The sequence below is a fragment of the Corynebacterium liangguodongii genome, assembly GCF_003070865.1.
GTDB classification, from domain to species: Bacteria; Actinomycetota; Actinomycetes; order Mycobacteriales; family Mycobacteriaceae; genus Corynebacterium; species Corynebacterium liangguodongii.
This window is the reverse complement of record NZ_CP026948.1, coordinates 1417037-1434410: the sequence shown is the minus strand read 5'-3', so window position 1 is coordinate 1434410 and position 17374 is coordinate 1417037. Positions and strand designations below refer to the sequence as shown.

The 17374-nt window shown below is 66.8% G+C and carries 16 protein-coding genes; 8 read left to right on the top strand and 8 right to left on the bottom strand.

What is annotated here, in order from left to right; all coding sequences use genetic code 11:
• Nucleotides 1-111: 111 nt before the first annotated feature.
• A complete protein-coding gene (gene mtr / locus C3E79_RS06890; protein WP_108404246.1) occupies nt 112-1509 on the bottom strand; it encodes a mycothione reductase in 1398 nt (465 codons plus the stop codon).
• Nucleotides 1506-2540, bottom strand: coding sequence for an alpha/beta hydrolase (locus tag C3E79_RS06885; protein ID WP_108404245.1), 1035 nt, complete (start codon nt 2538-2540; stop codon nt 1506-1508). The genes mtr and C3E79_RS06885 overlap by 4 nt, the downstream gene beginning before the upstream one ends.
• Nucleotides 2541-2781: 241 nt before the next feature.
• On the opposite strand from C3E79_RS06885, the gene mqo reads away from it, so the two are divergent.
• Nucleotides 2782-4293 (top strand): malate dehydrogenase (quinone), encoded by a 1512-nt coding sequence (mqo, locus tag C3E79_RS06880; protein ID WP_108404244.1) that lies wholly within the window; start codon nt 2782-2784, stop codon nt 4291-4293.
• Here mqo and C3E79_RS06875 read toward each other — a convergent pair.
• Nucleotides 4290-5432, bottom strand: a complete 1143-nt coding sequence (locus C3E79_RS06875) for a protein adenylyltransferase SelO family protein (protein WP_108404243.1) — start codon at nt 5430-5432, stop codon at nt 4290-4292. The genes mqo and C3E79_RS06875 overlap by 4 nt on opposite strands.
• A gap of 25 nt (nt 5433-5457) precedes the next feature.
• On the opposite strand from C3E79_RS06875, the gene cobA reads away from it, so the two are divergent.
• From cobA to C3E79_RS06860, 3 genes are all read left to right on the top strand, one after another.
• Nucleotides 5458-6198, top strand: a complete 741-nt coding sequence (gene cobA / locus C3E79_RS06870) for a uroporphyrinogen-III C-methyltransferase (RefSeq protein ID WP_108404242.1) — start codon at nt 5458-5460, stop codon at nt 6196-6198.
• Nucleotides 6182-7135, top strand: a complete 954-nt coding sequence (locus C3E79_RS06865) for a class I SAM-dependent methyltransferase (RefSeq protein ID WP_108404241.1) — start codon at nt 6182-6184, stop codon at nt 7133-7135. Before cobA ends, C3E79_RS06865 begins: the two co-directional genes overlap by 17 nt.
• 305 nt (nt 7136-7440) lie before the next feature.
• A complete protein-coding gene (locus tag C3E79_RS06860) occupies nt 7441-7773 on the top strand; it encodes a hypothetical protein (RefSeq protein ID WP_146183374.1) in 333 nt (110 codons plus the stop codon).
• 31 nt (nt 7774-7804) lie between these two features.
• Here C3E79_RS06860 and C3E79_RS11840 read toward each other — a convergent pair whose 3' ends face one another.
• Nucleotides 7805-8215, bottom strand: coding sequence for a transposase (locus C3E79_RS11840; RefSeq protein ID WP_199219501.1), 411 nt, complete (start codon nt 8213-8215; stop codon nt 7805-7807).
• Nucleotides 8216-8242: 27 nt separating this feature from the next.
• Nucleotides 8243-9355 carry an ATP-binding protein gene (locus C3E79_RS06850; RefSeq protein ID WP_108404239.1) on the bottom strand — a complete coding sequence of 371 codons (1113 nt, stop codon included), beginning with the start codon at nt 9353-9355 and terminating at the stop codon, nt 8243-8245.
• A 292-nt stretch (nt 9356-9647) separates the two neighbouring features.
• Here C3E79_RS06850 and C3E79_RS06845 point away from each other — a divergent pair, with 292 nt between their 5' ends.
• Nucleotides 9648-10556 carry an endonuclease domain-containing protein gene (locus tag C3E79_RS06845; protein WP_235840579.1) on the top strand — a complete coding sequence of 303 codons (909 nt, stop codon included), beginning with the start codon at nt 9648-9650 and terminating at the stop codon, nt 10554-10556.
• Here C3E79_RS06845 and yaaA read toward each other — a convergent pair.
• Entirely contained in the window at nt 10535-11248 is a 714-nt protein-coding gene (yaaA, locus tag C3E79_RS06840) for a peroxide stress protein YaaA (protein ID WP_108405101.1), read from the bottom strand. The two genes, C3E79_RS06845 and yaaA, sit on opposite strands and share 22 nt — an antisense overlap.
• A gap of 31 nt (nt 11249-11279) precedes the next feature.
• Here yaaA and C3E79_RS06835 point away from each other — a divergent pair, with 31 nt between their 5' ends.
• On the top strand, nt 11280-13040 hold the full coding sequence (locus C3E79_RS06835; protein WP_108405100.1) for a proline--tRNA ligase: 1761 nt from the start codon (nt 11280-11282) through the stop codon (nt 13038-13040).
• Here C3E79_RS06835 and C3E79_RS06830 read toward each other — a convergent pair.
• Nucleotides 13037-14962, bottom strand: coding sequence for an MMPL family transporter (locus C3E79_RS06830; RefSeq protein WP_108404238.1), 1926 nt, complete (start codon nt 14960-14962; stop codon nt 13037-13039). The two genes, C3E79_RS06835 and C3E79_RS06830, sit on opposite strands and share 4 nt — an antisense overlap.
• A gap of 100 nt (nt 14963-15062) precedes the next feature.
• Between C3E79_RS06830 and C3E79_RS06825 the strand changes: the two genes are divergently transcribed.
• Nucleotides 15063-15989, top strand: coding sequence for a hypothetical protein (locus C3E79_RS06825; protein ID WP_108404237.1), 927 nt, complete (start codon nt 15063-15065; stop codon nt 15987-15989).
• 8 nt (nt 15990-15997) lie between these two features.
• Here C3E79_RS06825 and C3E79_RS06820 read toward each other — a convergent pair whose 3' ends face one another.
• The gene (locus C3E79_RS06820) at nt 15998-16798 is read right to left on the bottom strand and encodes a DUF4439 domain-containing protein (protein WP_235840578.1); all 801 of its coding nucleotides are present in this window, start codon (nt 16796-16798) and stop codon (nt 15998-16000) included.
• Nucleotides 16799-16829: 31 nt separating this feature from the next.
• On the opposite strand from C3E79_RS06820, the gene rimP reads away from it, so the two are divergent.
• A complete protein-coding gene (gene rimP / locus C3E79_RS06815) occupies nt 16830-17366 on the top strand; it encodes a ribosome maturation factor RimP (protein ID WP_108404236.1) in 537 nt (178 codons plus the stop codon).
• The last annotated feature ends 8 nt before the right edge of the window (nt 17367-17374 follow it).

Genomic DNA, 17374 nt, shown 5'->3' with positions numbered 1-17374 from the left:
CAGATGCGGGCCCACTGCGGGATGGCCTCGACGTTCTTTTCCTTGCCGAAGGCGTCGACGCCGAAGAACGGCTACTTTCTTGGCCCCTGCCAACCTCTTGCCAGCAAACCCTTAGAACTCGGGAAAGTCGAGGTCAAGGCCGAGGATCGCGTTTTCGGTGACCTCCGGCAGCGCGGGGTGGATCCAGTACTGCGCGCGCACGGTCTCCCGCAGGTCGATTCCGTGGGCGATGAGCGTAATCAGCTGCTGGATCAGCGTCGGCGCCTGCGGCCCCATGTAGTGGGCGCCAAGGAGTCTGCCGGTGGAGCGGTCCGCCACGAGCTTGGCCATGCCGGTGGAATCTTCCATCGCCCAGCCGTAGGCGACGTCCGCGTAGCGCTGGACCTTGGTGGTGACGTCGTACCCGGCGTCGATCGCCTGCTGCTCGCTGAGCCCCACGGTGGCGATCTGTGGGTGCGTAAACACCGCAAAGGGCACGTTGTCGTGCGGCATGGCCACCATGTTCTCCGGGTGGAGGATGTTGTGGCGCACGGCGCGGGTCTCCGCGTTGGCCACGTGCTTGAGCTGGTAGGGGGAGGAGATATCCCCGAGCGCCCACACGCCCTCGGCGCTCGTGCGGCCATACTTATCGACGCCCACGCGCCCGCCCACGGATTCAATCCCGGCGGCCGGGAGGTTGAGCGTATCGCCGTTGGGCTGGCGCCCCATCGCGATGAGGACGCTTTCCGAGGTAATGGTTGAGGCGTCGTCAAGCGTGAGCGTGATCGAGCCTTCGTCGCCGCTCGCGCTGGCGACCGTGCGGCCCTTGTGCACCTCGTAGGTGGAGTCTGCGATGTCGTTGAAGGCATCCGCGATGTCCCGGTCGAGCGCGCGCAGGAAGGGGGAGCGGTTGACTATGCGCACGTGGGTGCCCAGCGACTGGAACACGTGGGCGAACTCCATGGCGATGAACCCGCCACCGACGATGGTGAGGCTCTCCGGCTGCTTCTCCAGCCGCATAATGTCCTCGCTCGTGTGCACCGGCAGCCCCTCCGCCCACTCGGGAACGACGGGGCGGGCCCCGGCGGCGAGGACGATGGTCTCGCCGCTGATGATCTTGCTCTCACCGCCTTGGCCGGTGGCCAGTGTCTTCGGCGCGACGAAGGAGGCGTGGCGGTCGTAGACGTCGACGTTGGGGCTGCCCTCGCCGCGGCGGTACTCCTCGCCGCCCGCTGCAATGATGTCGATCCGGTTAGTGAAGATCCGCTTCGTGATGTCTTGCCAGTTCGCGCCGCTAAACGACGTCTCCAGCCCCAAGCGCTGCGAATGCGCAGCGTTGTAGGCGGTATCGGCGGCGTAGACGAACATCTTCGTGGGGATGCAGCCGGCGTTCATGCACGTCCCGCCGAACTTCCCTGGTTCGATGATCGCGATGGAGTAACCGTCAAACTCCGGGGTAGGAATCGAGTTGCCCGAGCCCGCCCCGACGATGATGAGGTCGTAGTGGGCACAGGCGCCTGCATGGCTCATCGGTGCGCCTCCTTATCCGCCTGTTCTCCGAGGGAATCGAGCCACGCGTCGGTGGCGCTCAAAGCCGCCTCGCGGGCGTGCCGCTCGGAGAGGAACACGTCGTGGCGCGCGCCCTCGATGACCTCGACGGTGGAGCGGTGGCTCAGCGTCGGGGCCCACCGCCGGATCTGTGCGACGTCAAGGACGGTATCGGCGGTATCCGCGGCGGGAGAGTAGGGCTTGCCCAGGTAAGAGTGGGCCGAGCACAGCGTGAGGGTGGGTACCCCGGTCATGATTCCTTCGTGGATGTCTTTTTGGGCCTGGAAGACCGCGCGCAGCCACCCGAGGTACTTCGGGTGCCCGCCGACGGGCTTGAAGGTGGTGTCGAATTCCCACTCGCCGTGGGCGGAGGCGGAGATGGACTCCCCGTAGGTGCCCTCGCCCTTGTTCGGCAGCATCAAGGTGGGGAAGCGGTTGCCCAAAAACGTCACCAGGGGGCGCAACGCGGCGACCGCGAGGCGGGGGAACTGCATGTCTAGCCAGGGGCTGTTGAGGATGATTGCGCGCAGCGCCGAGTGCGAGGCGGGATCCTTGCTGCGCAGGTGGTGCGCCCACAGGGGGACGATGAGGCCGCCGGTGGAGTGCGCCATGGGGATGATCTGACCGTGCTCGGCGGCAATGAGCCTGGCCGCCCTCGTGAGCTCGGTGAAGTAGTGGGCCATGTCGGTCGTGTAGTGCCAGCGCCCGCCGTCGACGTGTGCGCGCCCACAGCCGTGCATATCAACGGCGTAGAAGGGGTATCCCTGGGCGGTGTAGTGCTGCGCGACGTGGGAGTGGAAGAAGTAGTCGGTCATACCGTGGATCCACACGATGGCGGGTTTGCCCGGCGAAGGCTCGGAGGTGGCCCGGACGATGACGGCCCGATCCTGGTCGTCGCCATCAGGCGCCGGGGCGAGGGGAAGGTCGGCGGATTCGAACCCGGGGCCCAACATGTCCTCGGACCACGAGAGGTTGGCGAGCGTTTCCGTGAACGTTTCATCGGAGTTATTCATGGCTCCGATAGTAGGGGCTATGGCCGGTGGGCGTGAGGGGCTGTGCTGGGGGTGCTTGGGGTGTGGCACGCAGAAGTCGAGTCATGTTACCGGTAGATCGGCCGGTACGCGTACAGTAGACGGTCGAGCCGGGGATTTGTGCGGCCGGAAGGCTCTGGAGGGTTCTAGCCGCGCAAAGGTCCGGACCTAGTGTGAGAGGGCATCGAGTCAGCCCCACTGAACTACCGAAGAGGATGAACGGATGTCTGAACAAGGCAAAAAGAGGTTGAGCGATGAGGCAGACGTCCTGCTCATCGGCGCCGGAATCATGAGCGCGACCCTGGGTGCGCTGTTGCGAGAGCTCGAGCCGAGCTGGACCCAGGTAGTCTTCGAGCGCCTCGACGGGCCCGCGCAGGAGTCGTCCTACGCCCTCAACAATGCCGGCACGGGACACTCGGCGTTGTGCGAGCTCAACTACACGCCGGAGAAAAACGGCAAGGTTGACGTCTCGAAGGCGATGACGATCAACGAGAAGTTCCAGCTCTCGCGCCAGTTTTGGGCGCACCAGCTTGGTGACGACGTGTTGACCGACCCGCAGGAATTCATCAACCCGGTGCCGCATGTCTCGTATGCGCAGGGTGAGGACCAGATCGACTACCTGCGCCGCCGTTTTGATTCGCTCTCGGCCAACCACATGTTCCCCAACATGCAGTTCACCCGGGACGCCTCCGAGTTCGCGGAGAAGCTGCCGCTGATGGCCAAGGGGCGCGATTTCGCCGCCGAGCCGGTGGCGATTTCCTGGACCAACGTCGGCACCGACATCAACTACGGCGCCCTGACGAAGCAGTTCCTCGATGACGCGAAGAAGAAGGGCACCGTCATCCGCTACGGCCACGAGGTCATCGGGCTCAAGCGCAACGGCAAGTTCTGGGAGGCGAGCGTCCGCAACGTTCACACCGGCGACAAGCAGGTCGTCCGTGCGCGCTTCGTCTTCGTCGGCGCGGGCGGCTACGCGCTCGACCTGCTGCGCAAGGCCCGCGTGCCCGAGGTTCGCGGCTACGCCGGGTTCCCCATCTCCGGGCTTTGGCTGCGCACGACGAACCCCGAGCTCGTCTCCCAGCACCAGGCGAAGGTCTACGGCAAGGCCAAGGTTGGTGCACCCCCGATGTCGGTTCCGCACCTCGACCTGCGCGTCATCGACGGCCAGCAGTCCCTCCTCTTCGGCCCCTACGGCGGCTGGAGCCCGAAGTTCTTGAAGAAGGGCTCCTACCTCGACCTGTTCAAGTCCATCCGCCCCGATAACATCCCGTCTTACCTGGGCGTTGCCGCCACCAACGTCGACTTAGTCAAGTACCTCGTCGAGGAGGTGTTTAAGGACTTCGACGGCCGCATCGACGTGCTGCGCGATTACTACCCGGAGGCCAACGGCAAGGACTGGGAGATCGCGATTGCCGGCCAGCGTGTCCAGGTGATCAAGCCGGTCGGTGCGCCGACCTTCGGCTCCCTCGAGTTCGGCACCGCTCTGGTCAACGACCAGGACGGCACCATCGCGGGCATCCTCGGCGCATCCCCGGGCGCCTCGATCACCCCGGCGGCCATGCTCGAGCTCATCGAGCGCTGCTTCGGCGAGCACCTCATCGACTGGGCAGATAAGATCCACGAGATGTTCCCGACGTACGGCACCTCTCTCAAGCGCGACGCCAAGGCCTACGAGTCGCAGTGGGAGATGACCCAAAGCGCGCTCGGGCTGGCGGACGAGCAGATCGAGCTCTAGGTACCGCAGTAGGTGGTAAACGGGCCGCTTTCTTCCGGCCTCGTCATCCACTCCGGCCCGGCCTCCGGGTTGTAGGGATCTGTCACGGCGGCCAGCAGGGCGCGGTACGGCGCGTAGTCGCCGCCGGCCTCCGCGGCGTTAAGCGCGTCCTGCAGCATCCGGTTGCGCGGCAGGAACAGCGGCACCTCAGGGCCGCTTTCTTGTTGCCTGGCCCATAGCTCATCCCAGCGCGACTGGATGGATGCGAAGACCTCCCGCGCCGCGTCGAGGTCGAGCAGGGGAAACATCGCCTCGGCCAGCCTGGCGAGGTTCCACGCGATGATGGAAGGCTGGTTGCCGAAGGCGTAGCGCCCGGCTGTGTCGATCGAGGAAAACACCGCGGAGAGGTCGAAATCCTCGGTAAACGCGCACGGCCCGTAGTCGATCGTCTCCCCGGACAGCGCGGTGTTGTCTGTGTTCATCACCCCGTGGACGAAGCCGATGCGCATCCACTGCGCGACGAGGCCGAGCTGGCGGTCGACCACGGTGTTCAACAGCTCGAGGGGGGTGTCAAAGCCCGCGGCGCGGATGACTTCTTCCACGAGGGCGGGTGACTGCGTCGCGGCGTACTGCACCGAACCGACGCGCAGGTGGGAGGTGGCGACGCGCACGAGGATGCCGCCGGGCACCCGCCCCTGCTGGCGGATGACGTGCTCGCCGGTGGCCACCACCGCCAACGAACGAGTCGTGGGGATGCCGACGGCGTGCATGAACTCGCTGACCAGGTGCTCGCGCAGCATCGGGCCGATGGCTCCGCGCCCGTCTGAGCCCGGGCGGGAAAACGGGGTGCGGCCTGACCCTTTGAGTTGGATCTCCCGGCCGTCGATGTCCCCGAGGAGCAGGGCGCGGCCGTCGCCAAGCAGCGGCACGAACTGGCCGAACTGGTGGCCCGCGTACGCGGTGGCGTGGCCGCCGGAGGAGCCCGCGAGCCAGGCGGTGCCCTCCGCGGTCCGCAGCCACTCTGTCTCGATTCCGAGCTCCGCGGCCAGCGGCTCGTTGAGCACCGCCACCTGCGGGTTGGGGAAATCGGTGGGAACGACCTCGGCGACCATGTCGGGAAGCCTTTCGGCGAACGTGTGGGCTAGCGTCGGTCTGTGCATGCTCCCCACCCTAGACTGGTAAGCCATGAGCACAGGAGAGGTAACCCTTGTCGGCGGCGGGCCAGGCCAGTGGGACCTGTTGACCATTCGCGGGATGCGCGCGCTTGAGGCGGCCGACGTCATCTTGACCGACCACCTCGGTCCCGCCGCCCAGCTCACCGACTTCCTGGATACATCTGGCAAGGAGCTTATCGACGTCTCCAAGCTGCCCTACGGCAAATCCGTTGCCCAGGAGCGCATCAACGAGCTCATCATCTCCCGCGCCCGGGAGGGAAAGAAAGTCGTGCGCCTGAAAGGCGGGGACCCCTTCGTCTTCGGCCGCGGCTTCGAGGAGGCCCAGGCGTGCGCGGCCGCCGGCATCGCGTGCGCCGTGGTGCCGGGGGTGACCAGCGCCGTCTCCGTCCCTGCGGCGGCTGGGGTGCCGGTGACCCAGCGCGGGATGACACACGCTTTCACCGTTGTCTCCGGCCACCTCCCGCCCGGGCACCCGAAGTCGCTGGTGGATTGGGATGCGCTCGCGCGCGTCGGTGGCACGATCGTGGTCATCATGGGCGTGCGCAACGTCGCGGCCATTACCGCCGCGCTTATCGCATCCGGCCTTGCCCCCGACACACCAGCCGCCGTCATCCAGGACGGCGAGACCGCGGCGCAGCGCGCGTTCTCCTGCGACGCGGCCTCCCTGGCAGAGGTCATGGCCGCCAACGGCGTCGCCGCGCCCGCTGTCTACGTCATCGGGGAGGTGGCAGGCCTTGCGCACGCTCGATAGCCTCATCTGGTCAGCGGCGCCGGTCGACGGCGCGGACATGGTGGTGGTCTGCGAGGATCCCACCGGGGATCTGCTTTCCGCCGCTCTGGAGACGGGTAAGCAGGTGGTGTTTGTGGACCCTGACTACCGGCGCGCCCAGGCCGCATTGGCGGCGGGTGCGTCGATCGCCGGGGATACTCGCCTCGACGAGTTCTTGGCCGGGTCTTCAGGGACCGTGGTGGCGATCGGGGAGATGCCGAAGTCGCTCGCTCGGCTGGACTACCTCGCGCGCTCTATCGCCGGGGCTGGTTTTAGCGAGGTCACGATGGCGTTGGGCGCGAACAACAAGCACCTCTCCCGTTCGATGAACACCGTCATGGGGGAGTCTTTCGTGGACGTTGCCGCCTCGCTCGGCCGCGGGAAGTTTCGCTGTCTTGTCGCCTCCGGACCCAAGGAGGTTGCCTACGAGCCCGTGCGTGGCGAGGGACTCGTCGCCGTCGGCGGCGTGTTCTCCGGCGCCAAGCCGGACTTCGGCGGCGAGTTGCTGCGCTCTGCGTTGCCGGGCTCGTTGGGCAGGTTCTTGGACATGGGCTGCGGCAACGGTTCGGTCTCGCGCTTTCTCAAGGGAGATGTGACCTGCACGGACTCGGACGCTGATGCGGTGTTGTCTACCCGTGCGATCGGGCTTGAGTGCACGTGGGACGACGCGGGATCGCGCCTCATACCGGCCAGCTTCGACACCATCGCGCTCAACCCGCCCTTCCACGACGGCACGACCGTGGATGCGACCCTGGTCCAACACCTCCTCGACGCCTCCCGGCGCCTCCTCGCCCCCGGCGGCTCGCTCTACCTCGTGCACAACTCTCACCTTCGCTACCGCGGGGAGGTCGAGCGGCGCTTCGCGCGGGTGGAGCAGGTTGCTCGTGACGCGCGATATACGGTGCTGCGGGCTAGCTGACGGCGCCGCAAGCCGAGGAGGCAGTGGCATCCGACAGTTGGGGATCTCAACGGGTTCCATTCGGGCGCGAGATCGGCGACGTGAAATGGCACTCGGCGACGTCGTCACCCACGCGAGCAATTGCGCAAAAGGCTCCTGACGTCGTCGTTTGTTCGCTATCGGCCCGGTAGAGGGTGGAGACTAAAGTATCCTATGGGACTTCTGCGGTGATTATGTACAAACCGTGCATAGTATCCGGGGTGCTGGTCCACTTCGAGGGACTCCGCGCATGCACGAATATTATTTTGTCTGGAGAGTGATTGAGAATGAAGCGAGCAAGTCGAATGCTCTCCCCGGTGCTCATTGGGGGTGTGGCGTTGGCGATGAGTATGAGCCTCGAGTCCGGTGTGAAGGACGCGGTGCCCACCGTATTCTTCGTCGTTTACTGTGCGTTGTGGGTTGGTGCCCTCGCGTGGTGTGTAGCCGCTGCCGTGAAGGTGGGCGCGGGAGTGGCGTTGCGGGACCTCGTAGCGGGCGCGTGCTTGTTCGGTCTCTCGTGGAGCTCGCTGTCCTTCAGCTGGGCGCTGATCCTTGTGATTGCAATGCTGTGGATCGTCGTAGTGCAGGTGGAGGAGAAGAGGCAGCTTCGCCCGAGCTAGGGTGAGTCTCCTCGAGTTTTGAGTCAGGTGATTATCGCGTAGACGACGAAGGCCCCGCGGTAAGCCACGGTGTGCTTGTTATACCGGGTGGCCATTCCGCGCCACTGCTTGGCCAGGGAAAGCGCACGTTCATCCAGGACCGCATCCGGGCGAGTCCTCGCCCGCCTCGGGCCCAGGCGTCGACGCTGGCCTTCCAGTCGATTGTGCCGTCGGCACGGTAGCGGCGGTGGCGCTTCCAGACCGTTTGCCAGGGACCGTATTCCTCGCGGGGAAGAACCCGCCACGGGATGTCAGTGCGGTAACGGTAGATGATGCGCTCGACGATAAGCCGACTGGTGCGAAACGGCCGGCCGCGACGGCCATCGCTACCGGGTAGGAGGGGTTCGATGGTTTCCCGCTGCTGGTCAGTCAGGACGCGAAACCGACTTCTAGTATTGCTCACCCAGCACAAATATTGAAGAGATACATGCTAGCTGATCCGCCGCGGCTTGTTCTGGTTGCGCAGGAAATCCCCCAGGTAGGGCTGCGCGAAGGCCACCTCGCCCCAACCGGCGGACACAATAAGATCGCGTTCGATGAGCTTGGAGCGTGTATCGGATAGCCCCGTCGACGGCCGCTCCAGCGCCACTGCCAGGTCCTTCACGCTTATGGTCTCGCGCCCGGTCTGGGACTGGATGTGCGCCATCGCCTCTAAGTACTCGCGCTGTCGCGGGGGCACGTCGCGTAACGACGGCTGGTGGACCTGCGTCCCGAGCCTCAAAATTGCCTCCTCGCGCACCGCCTCTACCGCGTCCAGGGTGATGGGGCCGCGGGCCTCCTCCCAGGCGAGGTAGCCCACCAGCTGGACGAGGTAGGGGTAGCCCTGCGTGATCCGTGCCGCGGCCTGTGCGGCGGGCAGCTCGAAGGCGCGGCCGGCTCCTTCTGCTGTGTCGATGAGGGTGGAGGTGGCGTCGTCAAGCGAAAGCGGCCCGAGCTCGTAGTGGCGGGCGCGGCGCAAAAACGTCGCGCCGGGCAGGTCGAGGAGCTTGTTCACCCCCTGGGTGAGTCCCGCCATGGACAGCGCGATCTCGGCGTCGTCGCGCACGAGGTCCTGGTAGGCCACCGCGATGTGGGTGAGATCATCCGGTGTGGCGTCCTGCACCTCGTCGATGGTGATAAGGACCCCGGTGTCGATTGCCGCCAGCAGCTCGCGCAGGCGGGTGACCAGGCGAGGGGCGGCCCGAGGTTCGGTCAGCTCGCTGCGCACCCCGCCGAGGCCCGCGATGGTGACGCCGGTGATGCGGCGCTCCTTGCCAGGGTTTACTGCCTCGACCGCCTCGGGGATGGCGGAGTCGGTGAGCGCCTCAACCATGCCCTCGCGTCCCGACGCCCGCACGACGATCCACCCCTGCCTGCGCGCCTCGTCCTCCAGCTCCGTGAGTAGGACCGTCTTGCCGATCCCGCGGGAGCCGGAGATGACGACGCTGCGATGCGGGTCGCCGGGGCCGTTGTTCAGCGCGCGGGCGAACTCGTCGAGGACCGCCTGGCGGCCGACCCAGACGCGGGGGCTGGCGCCGAAGGTGGGGCGGAAAGGGTTCTTCATGGCCGCAATCCTACGCGATTGATAAATTGATAAGTCTGGCGTGGGGTCGGTGTGTTGAGCCGTGTCCCAGGGTCATACAACCACAGTCATACACCGAGAGTCATACATCCAAAGGCAGATAGATCGCCATGGCGAAATGGTATGAACAATGGCAACGGCGATCTATCTGCTTTTGAATGTACGACTTTGGCCCAGACGCCAGTGCTGCCGGGCACGAGCCTGACGTCGGGACGGAACCGGAATCGCCAGAATCCGGTCTAACAAGGGTATGGGGTTCGATAGAAGAAACCAGGTGGAAGTTGCGCGGGAGGCGCAGCGGCGCCGAAAGCTATCCGATGGGATCATCGATACGCGAAGGATTTCGCACGGTGAACGGCACATATGGCATGCCATAGCGGACCGTTCGCTGGTCCCGCTGTCCCCTCAGCTCTACTACCCGGCGGCCGAGTGGGACCAGCTACCCAACCATGAGCGCAAGCTGCTAGAAGCTGTCGCGGCCGGGCGCAACACTCACACATCGGTGCTGGTCGGTAGGTCGGCGGCACGGGTTGCGGGGATGTGGGTCGTCGCAACGACGGAAGAAAGGGTTGAACTAAGTGCTACGGCGCGGAGCATAGGGGCGTCGATAAGAAAGAACCCCCGGTACCAAGCCAGGCACTTCCGTCTCACCGAGGCGGAGACCTACACGACTGAGGGATGCCGCGCGACTAAGTTAATCAGAACCGCCATTGACATTGCGCGCACCCACGGATTCCCGGAAGGGCTCGTCGCTTTCGACTGGCTGCTGCGAGTGGGAGTAGACACACAGCACATCAGGCGGCAGATCGAGGCAATGGGGCGATTCAAGGGCGCCAGGATTGCCAGGCAGTGCCTCGCACACGCCACCCCACTATCGGAATCCCCCTACGAGTCGCTGGCCAGAGCACTTTTGATCGCCGCCCACTTCGACCCCGTCCCCCAGTTCAGCGTCGGACGCTACCGTGCTGACCTCGGCATAGACGGCTGGCTACTTATTGAAATCGATGGGGACTCCAAGTACGAATACGGCACGGCTGAGACGATAAGGAAGGAAAACGACCGCAAAAAGCAGATCGAAAACCAAGGCTATAGGGTTCTGCGCTATCGGCCGGGTTTCCTGCTGAAAAACCCGCAAGGCTTCTTAAACGAGGTGAAGACCGCCTACACCACCAGGGTGAGCTGAGTTCCGGAGACTTCGACGCTGAACCCCGCGTCGCGCGCAGACTCCACCACCTCTGCCACCGATGAACAGGACGGCCCCAGCGCCAGCGCCCTGGCCAGCTCGCCCTTGTAGTGCTTATTGAAGTGGCTGACCACCTTGCGCGATCCGTCCCCCTGCACGGATTCCACGCGCACGGTCACCGCGCCGGGTACGCGGCCGAGCTGGGCATATGTGCCCGAGCGCAGGTCGACGACGAAGCCTTCCTGTTCAAGGGCGGCGGTCACCAGCGAGCCCCAGCGCGCCTTCATCGTCGGCAAGGAGCCGTCGCGGGCGGGTACCTTCGCCGAGCCGGAGAGCCGGTAGCGGGGAATGAGGTCTGTGGCGCGGACGATGCCGAATAAGGCGGAACCGATGGCTAGGCGCGAGAGAGCGGCAGGGGGAAGGGAGGCGGGGGAGAGGGCGTCGTAAAGCACGCCCGTGTAGCGGACGATCGCGGGCATGACGGGAGCGGCGCGCAACGAGCGATTCTCCTCGGCCTCGTCGCGCTTCGACGGCGGGATTTTCAGCAGCGACACCATCTCGTCGAGGGGGAGGGCCGCGAGGTCGTCGAGAAGCGAGGCGCGCACGGAATCGAGCGCGGAAAAAGACACCGCCATCGGCCCGGGGGAGCCGCCCGGCGCCTTGGTCTCAGAAGGAGGCAGGACGATCAGCATGCGCATCAGACTAGAGGATATGATGTTGCGCATGATCACACGCCTGTCCGAGCTTTTCCTGCGCACGCTGCGCGAAGACCCCGCCGACGCCGAGGTGCCCAGCCACAGGCTGCTCGTGCGAGCCGGCTACGTGCGCCGCGCCGCTCCGGGCGTGTACACCTGGCTGCCGCTGGGCTTGCGCACGCTGCGCAAGATCGAGACCATCGTGCGCGAGGAAATGGACGCGATGGGCGCCCAAGAGCTGCTGTTCCCGGCGCTGCTTCCGCGCGAGCCCTACGAGGCGACGAACCGTTGGACCGAGTACGGCGACGATCTGTTTCGGCTCAAAGACCGCAAGGGCGCGGACATGCTGCTCGGGCCTACCCACGAGGAGATGTTCACCACCGCGGTGAAGAACATGTTTTCCTCCTACAAGGACTTCCCCGTCACGCTCTATCAGATCCAGACGAAGTACCGCGACGAAGCCCGCCCCCGCGCCGGGATCCTGCGCGGGCGCGAGTTTGTCATGAAAGATTCCTATTCTTTCGACATGACCGACGAGGGCCTAGACGAGTCCTACGCGAAGCACCGCGCCGCCTACCAGCGCATTTTCGACCGCGTGGGCATCCGCTACGAGATCTGCAAGGCCACCTCGGGTGCGATGGGCGGGTCCGCCTCAGAGGAGTTCCTCGCCTACTCAGACAACGGCGAGGACACCTTTGTCGTCTCCACCGCAGGCGGGTTCGCCGCCAACGTCGAGGCCGTTATCACCCCGGCGCCCGACCCGCTGCCCATCGAGGGCCGGCCGGAGGCGGAGGTCCGCGACACCCCGGGCGCGGCAACCATCGAGGCGCTCGTCGAGTGGGCTAATGAGCAGGGCGTGCTTGTCGACGCCCACGCGGCGACCGCCGCCGACACCCTCAAGTGCATGGTGATCAAGGTCGACGACCCGCGCGAAGAGGACGGCCCGCGCCTGGCCGCGGTGCTCATCCCTGGCGACCGCGAACTTGACGTCAAGCGGCTCGAGGCCTCCCTCGAACCGGCCACCTTTGAGCTGGCAGGGGAGGAGGACTTCGCCTCCCACGACTTCCTGGTCAAGGGCTACGTCGGCCCGCGCTCCTTCAACGCCCACGAACTTCCCGTCTACGCCGACCCCCGCGTCGTAGAGGGCACCGCGTGGATCGCCGGGGCAGACGAACCCGAGCGCCACGTCGTCGGGCTCATCGCCGGGCGCGATTTCACCGTCGACCGCTTCGTCGAGGCCGCCGAGATCCGCGAGGGCGACCCGGCACCACACGGCAACGGCACGCTCACCCGCGCGCGCGGGATAGAGCTGGGCCACATCTTCCAGCTCGGCCGAAAATACACCGAGGCGATGGACGTGCAGATCCTCGACGAGGGCGGCAAGCGCGCCGTGCCCACGATGGGCTCCTACGGCATCGGCGTCTCGCGCATGATGGCGGTCGTCGCAGAGCAGCGCCACGACGACAAGGGCCTCATCTGGCCGGTGGAGATCGCGCCCTACCAGGTCCACGTCGCCGTGGCCAACAAGGACGCCGCCGCGCTCGAGGCGGGCGAGCGCATCGTCACCGAGTTCAGCAACGCCGGGCTCGAGGTGCTTTTCGACGACCGCCCCAAGGTCTCCCCGGGCGTGAAATTCAAAGACGCCGAGCTGCTCGGTATGCCCTTCATCGTCATCCTCGGGCGTTCCTTCGCCGACGGAATCGTCGAGCTGCGCATCCGTGGCGGCGAAACCCTCGAGGTGCCGGCCGGTGAGGTCGTGGCCAAGGTACGAGAGCTTGTGAATTCCTAGTCCTCCCGTGCCGCCCCCGGCCGGGACGGCCACCAGAACCTCTCGCCGAGCACCTGCACCACGGCTGGGACGACGAGGCTGCGCACGATGAGCGTATCGAGCAGCACACCAAGGCAGATGACGATGCCGATCTGGGCGAGGACGACGAGCGGGAGCACGCCCAGGGCGGCGAAGACCGCGGCGAGCAGGATCCCGGCCGAGGTGATCACCCCGCCCGTCGTCGAGAGCGCGGTGAGGACACCGCGCCGCGTGCCCAGCTCGGAGGCATCTTCGCGGGCGCGGGTGACCAGGAAGATCGTGTAGTCGATGCCGAGGGCGACGAGGAAGACGAAGGCGTAGAGCGGGGTGGCCGAATCGAAGCGCTCGAAGCCGAAGACGTGGTGGGAGACCCACCACCCGATCCCGAGCGCTGCGACGTTGGTGAGCAGCACCGAGGCCGTCATGATGAGGGGGGCGACCAGCGAGCGCAGGAGGACGACGAGTGCGCCGAAGATGAGCAGCAAGACGACGGGGAAGATCAGCGCCCGGTCCTGTTCCGCGGCCTGCTCGGTGTCGAAGAGCTCTGCGTCTAGCCCGCCGACCTTCGCCCCGGTGCCCTCGAGCGCAGCGCGGATGGTTTCCGTATCGCCCCCGGAGACCTGGAGCTCTGTCCCGCCGGTGCTCATGACGTCGAGCCCCGCCTGCTCGAGAGCGGCGGTGGCGCGCGCTGGGTCGTCGCTCACGACGATCGCCGGCGTGGCCGACTTCTGCGGGAAGGCCTGCGCCAGATCGTCGGCGGCGGAGATGGATTCGGGGGTGTCGATGAATTGGTCAGATTGGGTCAGCCCAGTCTGAATCCCCAGGGCGCCGAGGCTCAAGGCCCCGAGCAGGCCGAGGGAGGCCGCGAGGACCGCCACAGGGCGCGCCGCCACGAGGCGGCCGGCGGAGTCGAACAGGCGGTGCGTGGGCTCTTCCCCGAGCTGCGGGCGCCGCGGCCAAAAGACCCAGCGGCCGGGGATGACGAGGATGCCGGGTAAGACCACGGCGCCGAAGAACAAGGCGACGGCGACGCCGAATGCCGCCGCGGCTCCGAGCGCGCGTGTCGAGGGCGTGTGGGAGAGCAGCAGGCAGGCCACACCAATGACGACGGTGGCCGCCGAAGCGGTGATCGTCGCCACCGTCGGCCTCCACGCCCTCGCCATCGCGGTGAAGCGGTCGGGCGTGCGGGTGAGCTCGTCGCGGTAGCGGGAGATAAGCAACAGGGCGTAGTTCGTGCCCGCGCCGAAGACGAGCACGGAGAGGATCCCGCCGGTTGACTCGTTGAACTGCATGCCAAAGGTGTCGAGGACGCGGGTATACGTCGTGGCCACGAGCCTGTCGGCGAGCCCGATCACGAGCAAGGGGAGGATCCACAGGATCGGTGAGCGGTAGGTGAGCACGAGCAGGATCGCGACGATGGAGGCGGTCACGGCGAGCAGCGTGACGTTGGCCCCGGAGAACACCGCTGAGAGGTCCGCCTCGATGGCGGCGGGGCCGGTCACGCTCGATTCCGCGCCCTCGGGGAGGCCGACTGCCGCCGCCTCACGCAGCGATCCGATCACGTCGACGTTGTCGGTGAGGGATTCCGACTCGACAGTGACGGGCACGATGGCGGCGTCGCCCGCCTCGTTCGGGATCATAGGCCCGCCGAGCTCGGCGGCCTTGTCCTTAATCAGCGCCAGGTCCTTTGGTGCTAGGCCCGTATAGAGCACCACCGCGGCGCCCGCCCCGGGGTCTCCTGAGGCGGCGCGGGCCGCGGCGACGGTGGTGGAATCGAAGCCATCGGGAAGCATCGCGGTCGGCGAGTTTGGGGCGGCGGCGGGGCCAAGGCTGATGAGGAAGGCGGCGAGCGCGCAGATCGCGAGCGCTACCCAGCGGGCGCGGCGGATCAAGGTCTCAGTCATGAATAAGAAGCTACAGCACGCCCGCGACATCGCTGGTGTCAGTGGCAGATGTATACGTTAGGATTGCGGGGCATAACGACTCCAGGGAAGGACAACCCGCATGCGTGACGACGACCCCGTGACCACCCCGCCCCCTCCCTGCGGCTCCGGGGAGGGACCGCGCGCAGGGACCATTGCGACCAAGGGGGCTATTGCGCTCGCGGCTCTCGTCGTGCTCATCGCCGTAGCCTGCGCGGCGTGGTGGCTGGGCAGGGGCGCGGCCCAGTCCAGAGGGGACGAGGCGGCGGCGAGCCTGGTTGTGATCACAACCGTGGAGCAGCCGTCCGCGAGCGAATCCGGGCAAGATCCTGCGGAGGAATCGCCCACCGAGGCGTCGCCACGCAACGAGCCCGCCGCGGCAACTCTCGGGCCCTGTGAGCCCGCCCCGTCGAACCCGAGGGCAGGAGAGGTGATCGAGGTCTATTGCGACGGTGCGTGGAAGATTGTGGGGAAGGCGCACACCGATTCCTTGGCCGTCGCCATCTGGGACGGCGCGCATTGGGCCCCATACGACAGCCATTCCATTCATTCCCTGTCCCAGTTGGCGTGTTTCGAGCGCGAGCGACTCGAGGCTGCGCACGCGCCCGATAGCCTGCTCAAGGTGATGGACGCCCACCAGATGATCTGCGTCGCGGAGACCGCGGCGTCCCAGCCCGTCCCGCGCGACCCGAGGACCCAAGGCTCCGGGGACTGGCTGCCCATCCCGTCCTGCTCGGGCGAGTACGTGCTCATCGTGGGATCCGTCCTCGTCTCCTCGGGACAAGACCCGCAGCCGCCGGTCTACCAGGCTATGGCCCGCCACTCGGGCGCGCAGGCTACCTACCCGCACCAGTGCGCTTCGCTGCGCCCCGAAAAGGACGGCGCCCTGGTCTACCCGGTCTATGTTGACTATGGTTCCGACCGCGCGGGCGTGTGCGCCGCGGAAGCCCGAGGAGAGGGCTACGCCCGCCAGCTCAGGCAGGTCGCGGACTACACCAGCCCCTGCTAAGGGCGACGCTAGGCGCGCTGCGCGTGGGCGGCGAGGCCGATTGCCGCATCGCGCCACGCCTCACCCTGCGCCTCTGCGGCCAAACGGCGCAGGCGGGCAACCTGCGCGGCTCGCAGCTGCTCGACAAACGCGGCGGCGGAGGCGGCATCAGAAGGCGCGGCTGAGGTTTCGTAACCCGGGGCGGGGGCCGGGACCTCGCCGGTGGGCGCGAGCGCGGAGACTAAGGCCTCGCGGCGCTCATCGGCGGCCTTGCGGAGGGCGTCGATACGCTGCCGCAAGGAGTCATCCGCCCACGCGGTGGCAAGGCCCAGGCCGTATTCGAGCGCGTACTCTCCGCGCAGCGCCTCGCGGGTGGCTTCGACATCTGCCTCGGGCGCGCGGTCGAGGGAGGGGGGAGCGAGGCGGACCGGCTCGAGCGCGACGGTGTCGACCGCCTGGGCAACGACGAGGTCCACCGAGCTTTCGGGGACGCGGGCGGCGGCCGCCACGGTATCCGCGCGCAGGCGGGCAATGAGCTCGCTCTCGCTTGCGGCGCCGCGGGGGAGGTCCGTATCGCCGTAGCTCACGTTGCATGTCGACGGCGTCTCGCCGCTCGGGCTCGTGCCGCACAGCCGCAGGGCCTCGCCTGCGAGCTGGTCGGCCTGGGCTTTGCGAAGCTCGCTCGCCGGGGTGCCGCCAAGCGAGAGCTCGTCCGCGCTCGCCTGCCGCGCCAAGGCCATGATCTCCCCGTTCGCGCGGGGCCCCACGACGTCCATCACCGAGCATGAGGCAAGCAGGAAGGCGGGGAGGATGGCGAGCAGCTTCTTCACCCGGGAGATGCTACACGTTAGGCTATAGCGCATGGCACTTCCCAAACCCGAAGATCTTCGCAGCATGATCGAGCCACTCGCGGCCGCGCACGGCATGGACGTCGAGAACGTGGCCACGGTGCCCGCAGGGAAGAAATCGCAGGTCGTTGTCGCGCTTGACTCGGACGAGCGCCCCGGCCTCGAAGAGCTGGAAGCTGTGAGCAACGAGCTCGGCGCGCTTTTCGACGCCAAAGAAGACGCCGGGGAGCTCAACTTCGGCGCCGGGTACACCCTCGAGGTAACCACCCCCGGCGTCGGCCTGCCCCTCACGCGCCCGCGGCACTGGCGGCGCAACCGCGGCCGCCGTGTCACGATCGAGGGCGAGGCGTACCGCATCGGCGCGCTTGACGGTGCGGAGGACAACGTCGTTCTCATCGAGGTCGGGGGAAAGACGCCGAGGGTGCACGTGCGGCCGGTTTCCGCATTGGCGGGCGCGGTGGTAGAAGTGGAGTTTACGACCCCGCCGGCTGCGGAAGTGGAGCTGGCGCAGCTTACGTTCGACACAGCCAGCGAAGACGCTGCCAACTGAAAGGCAAC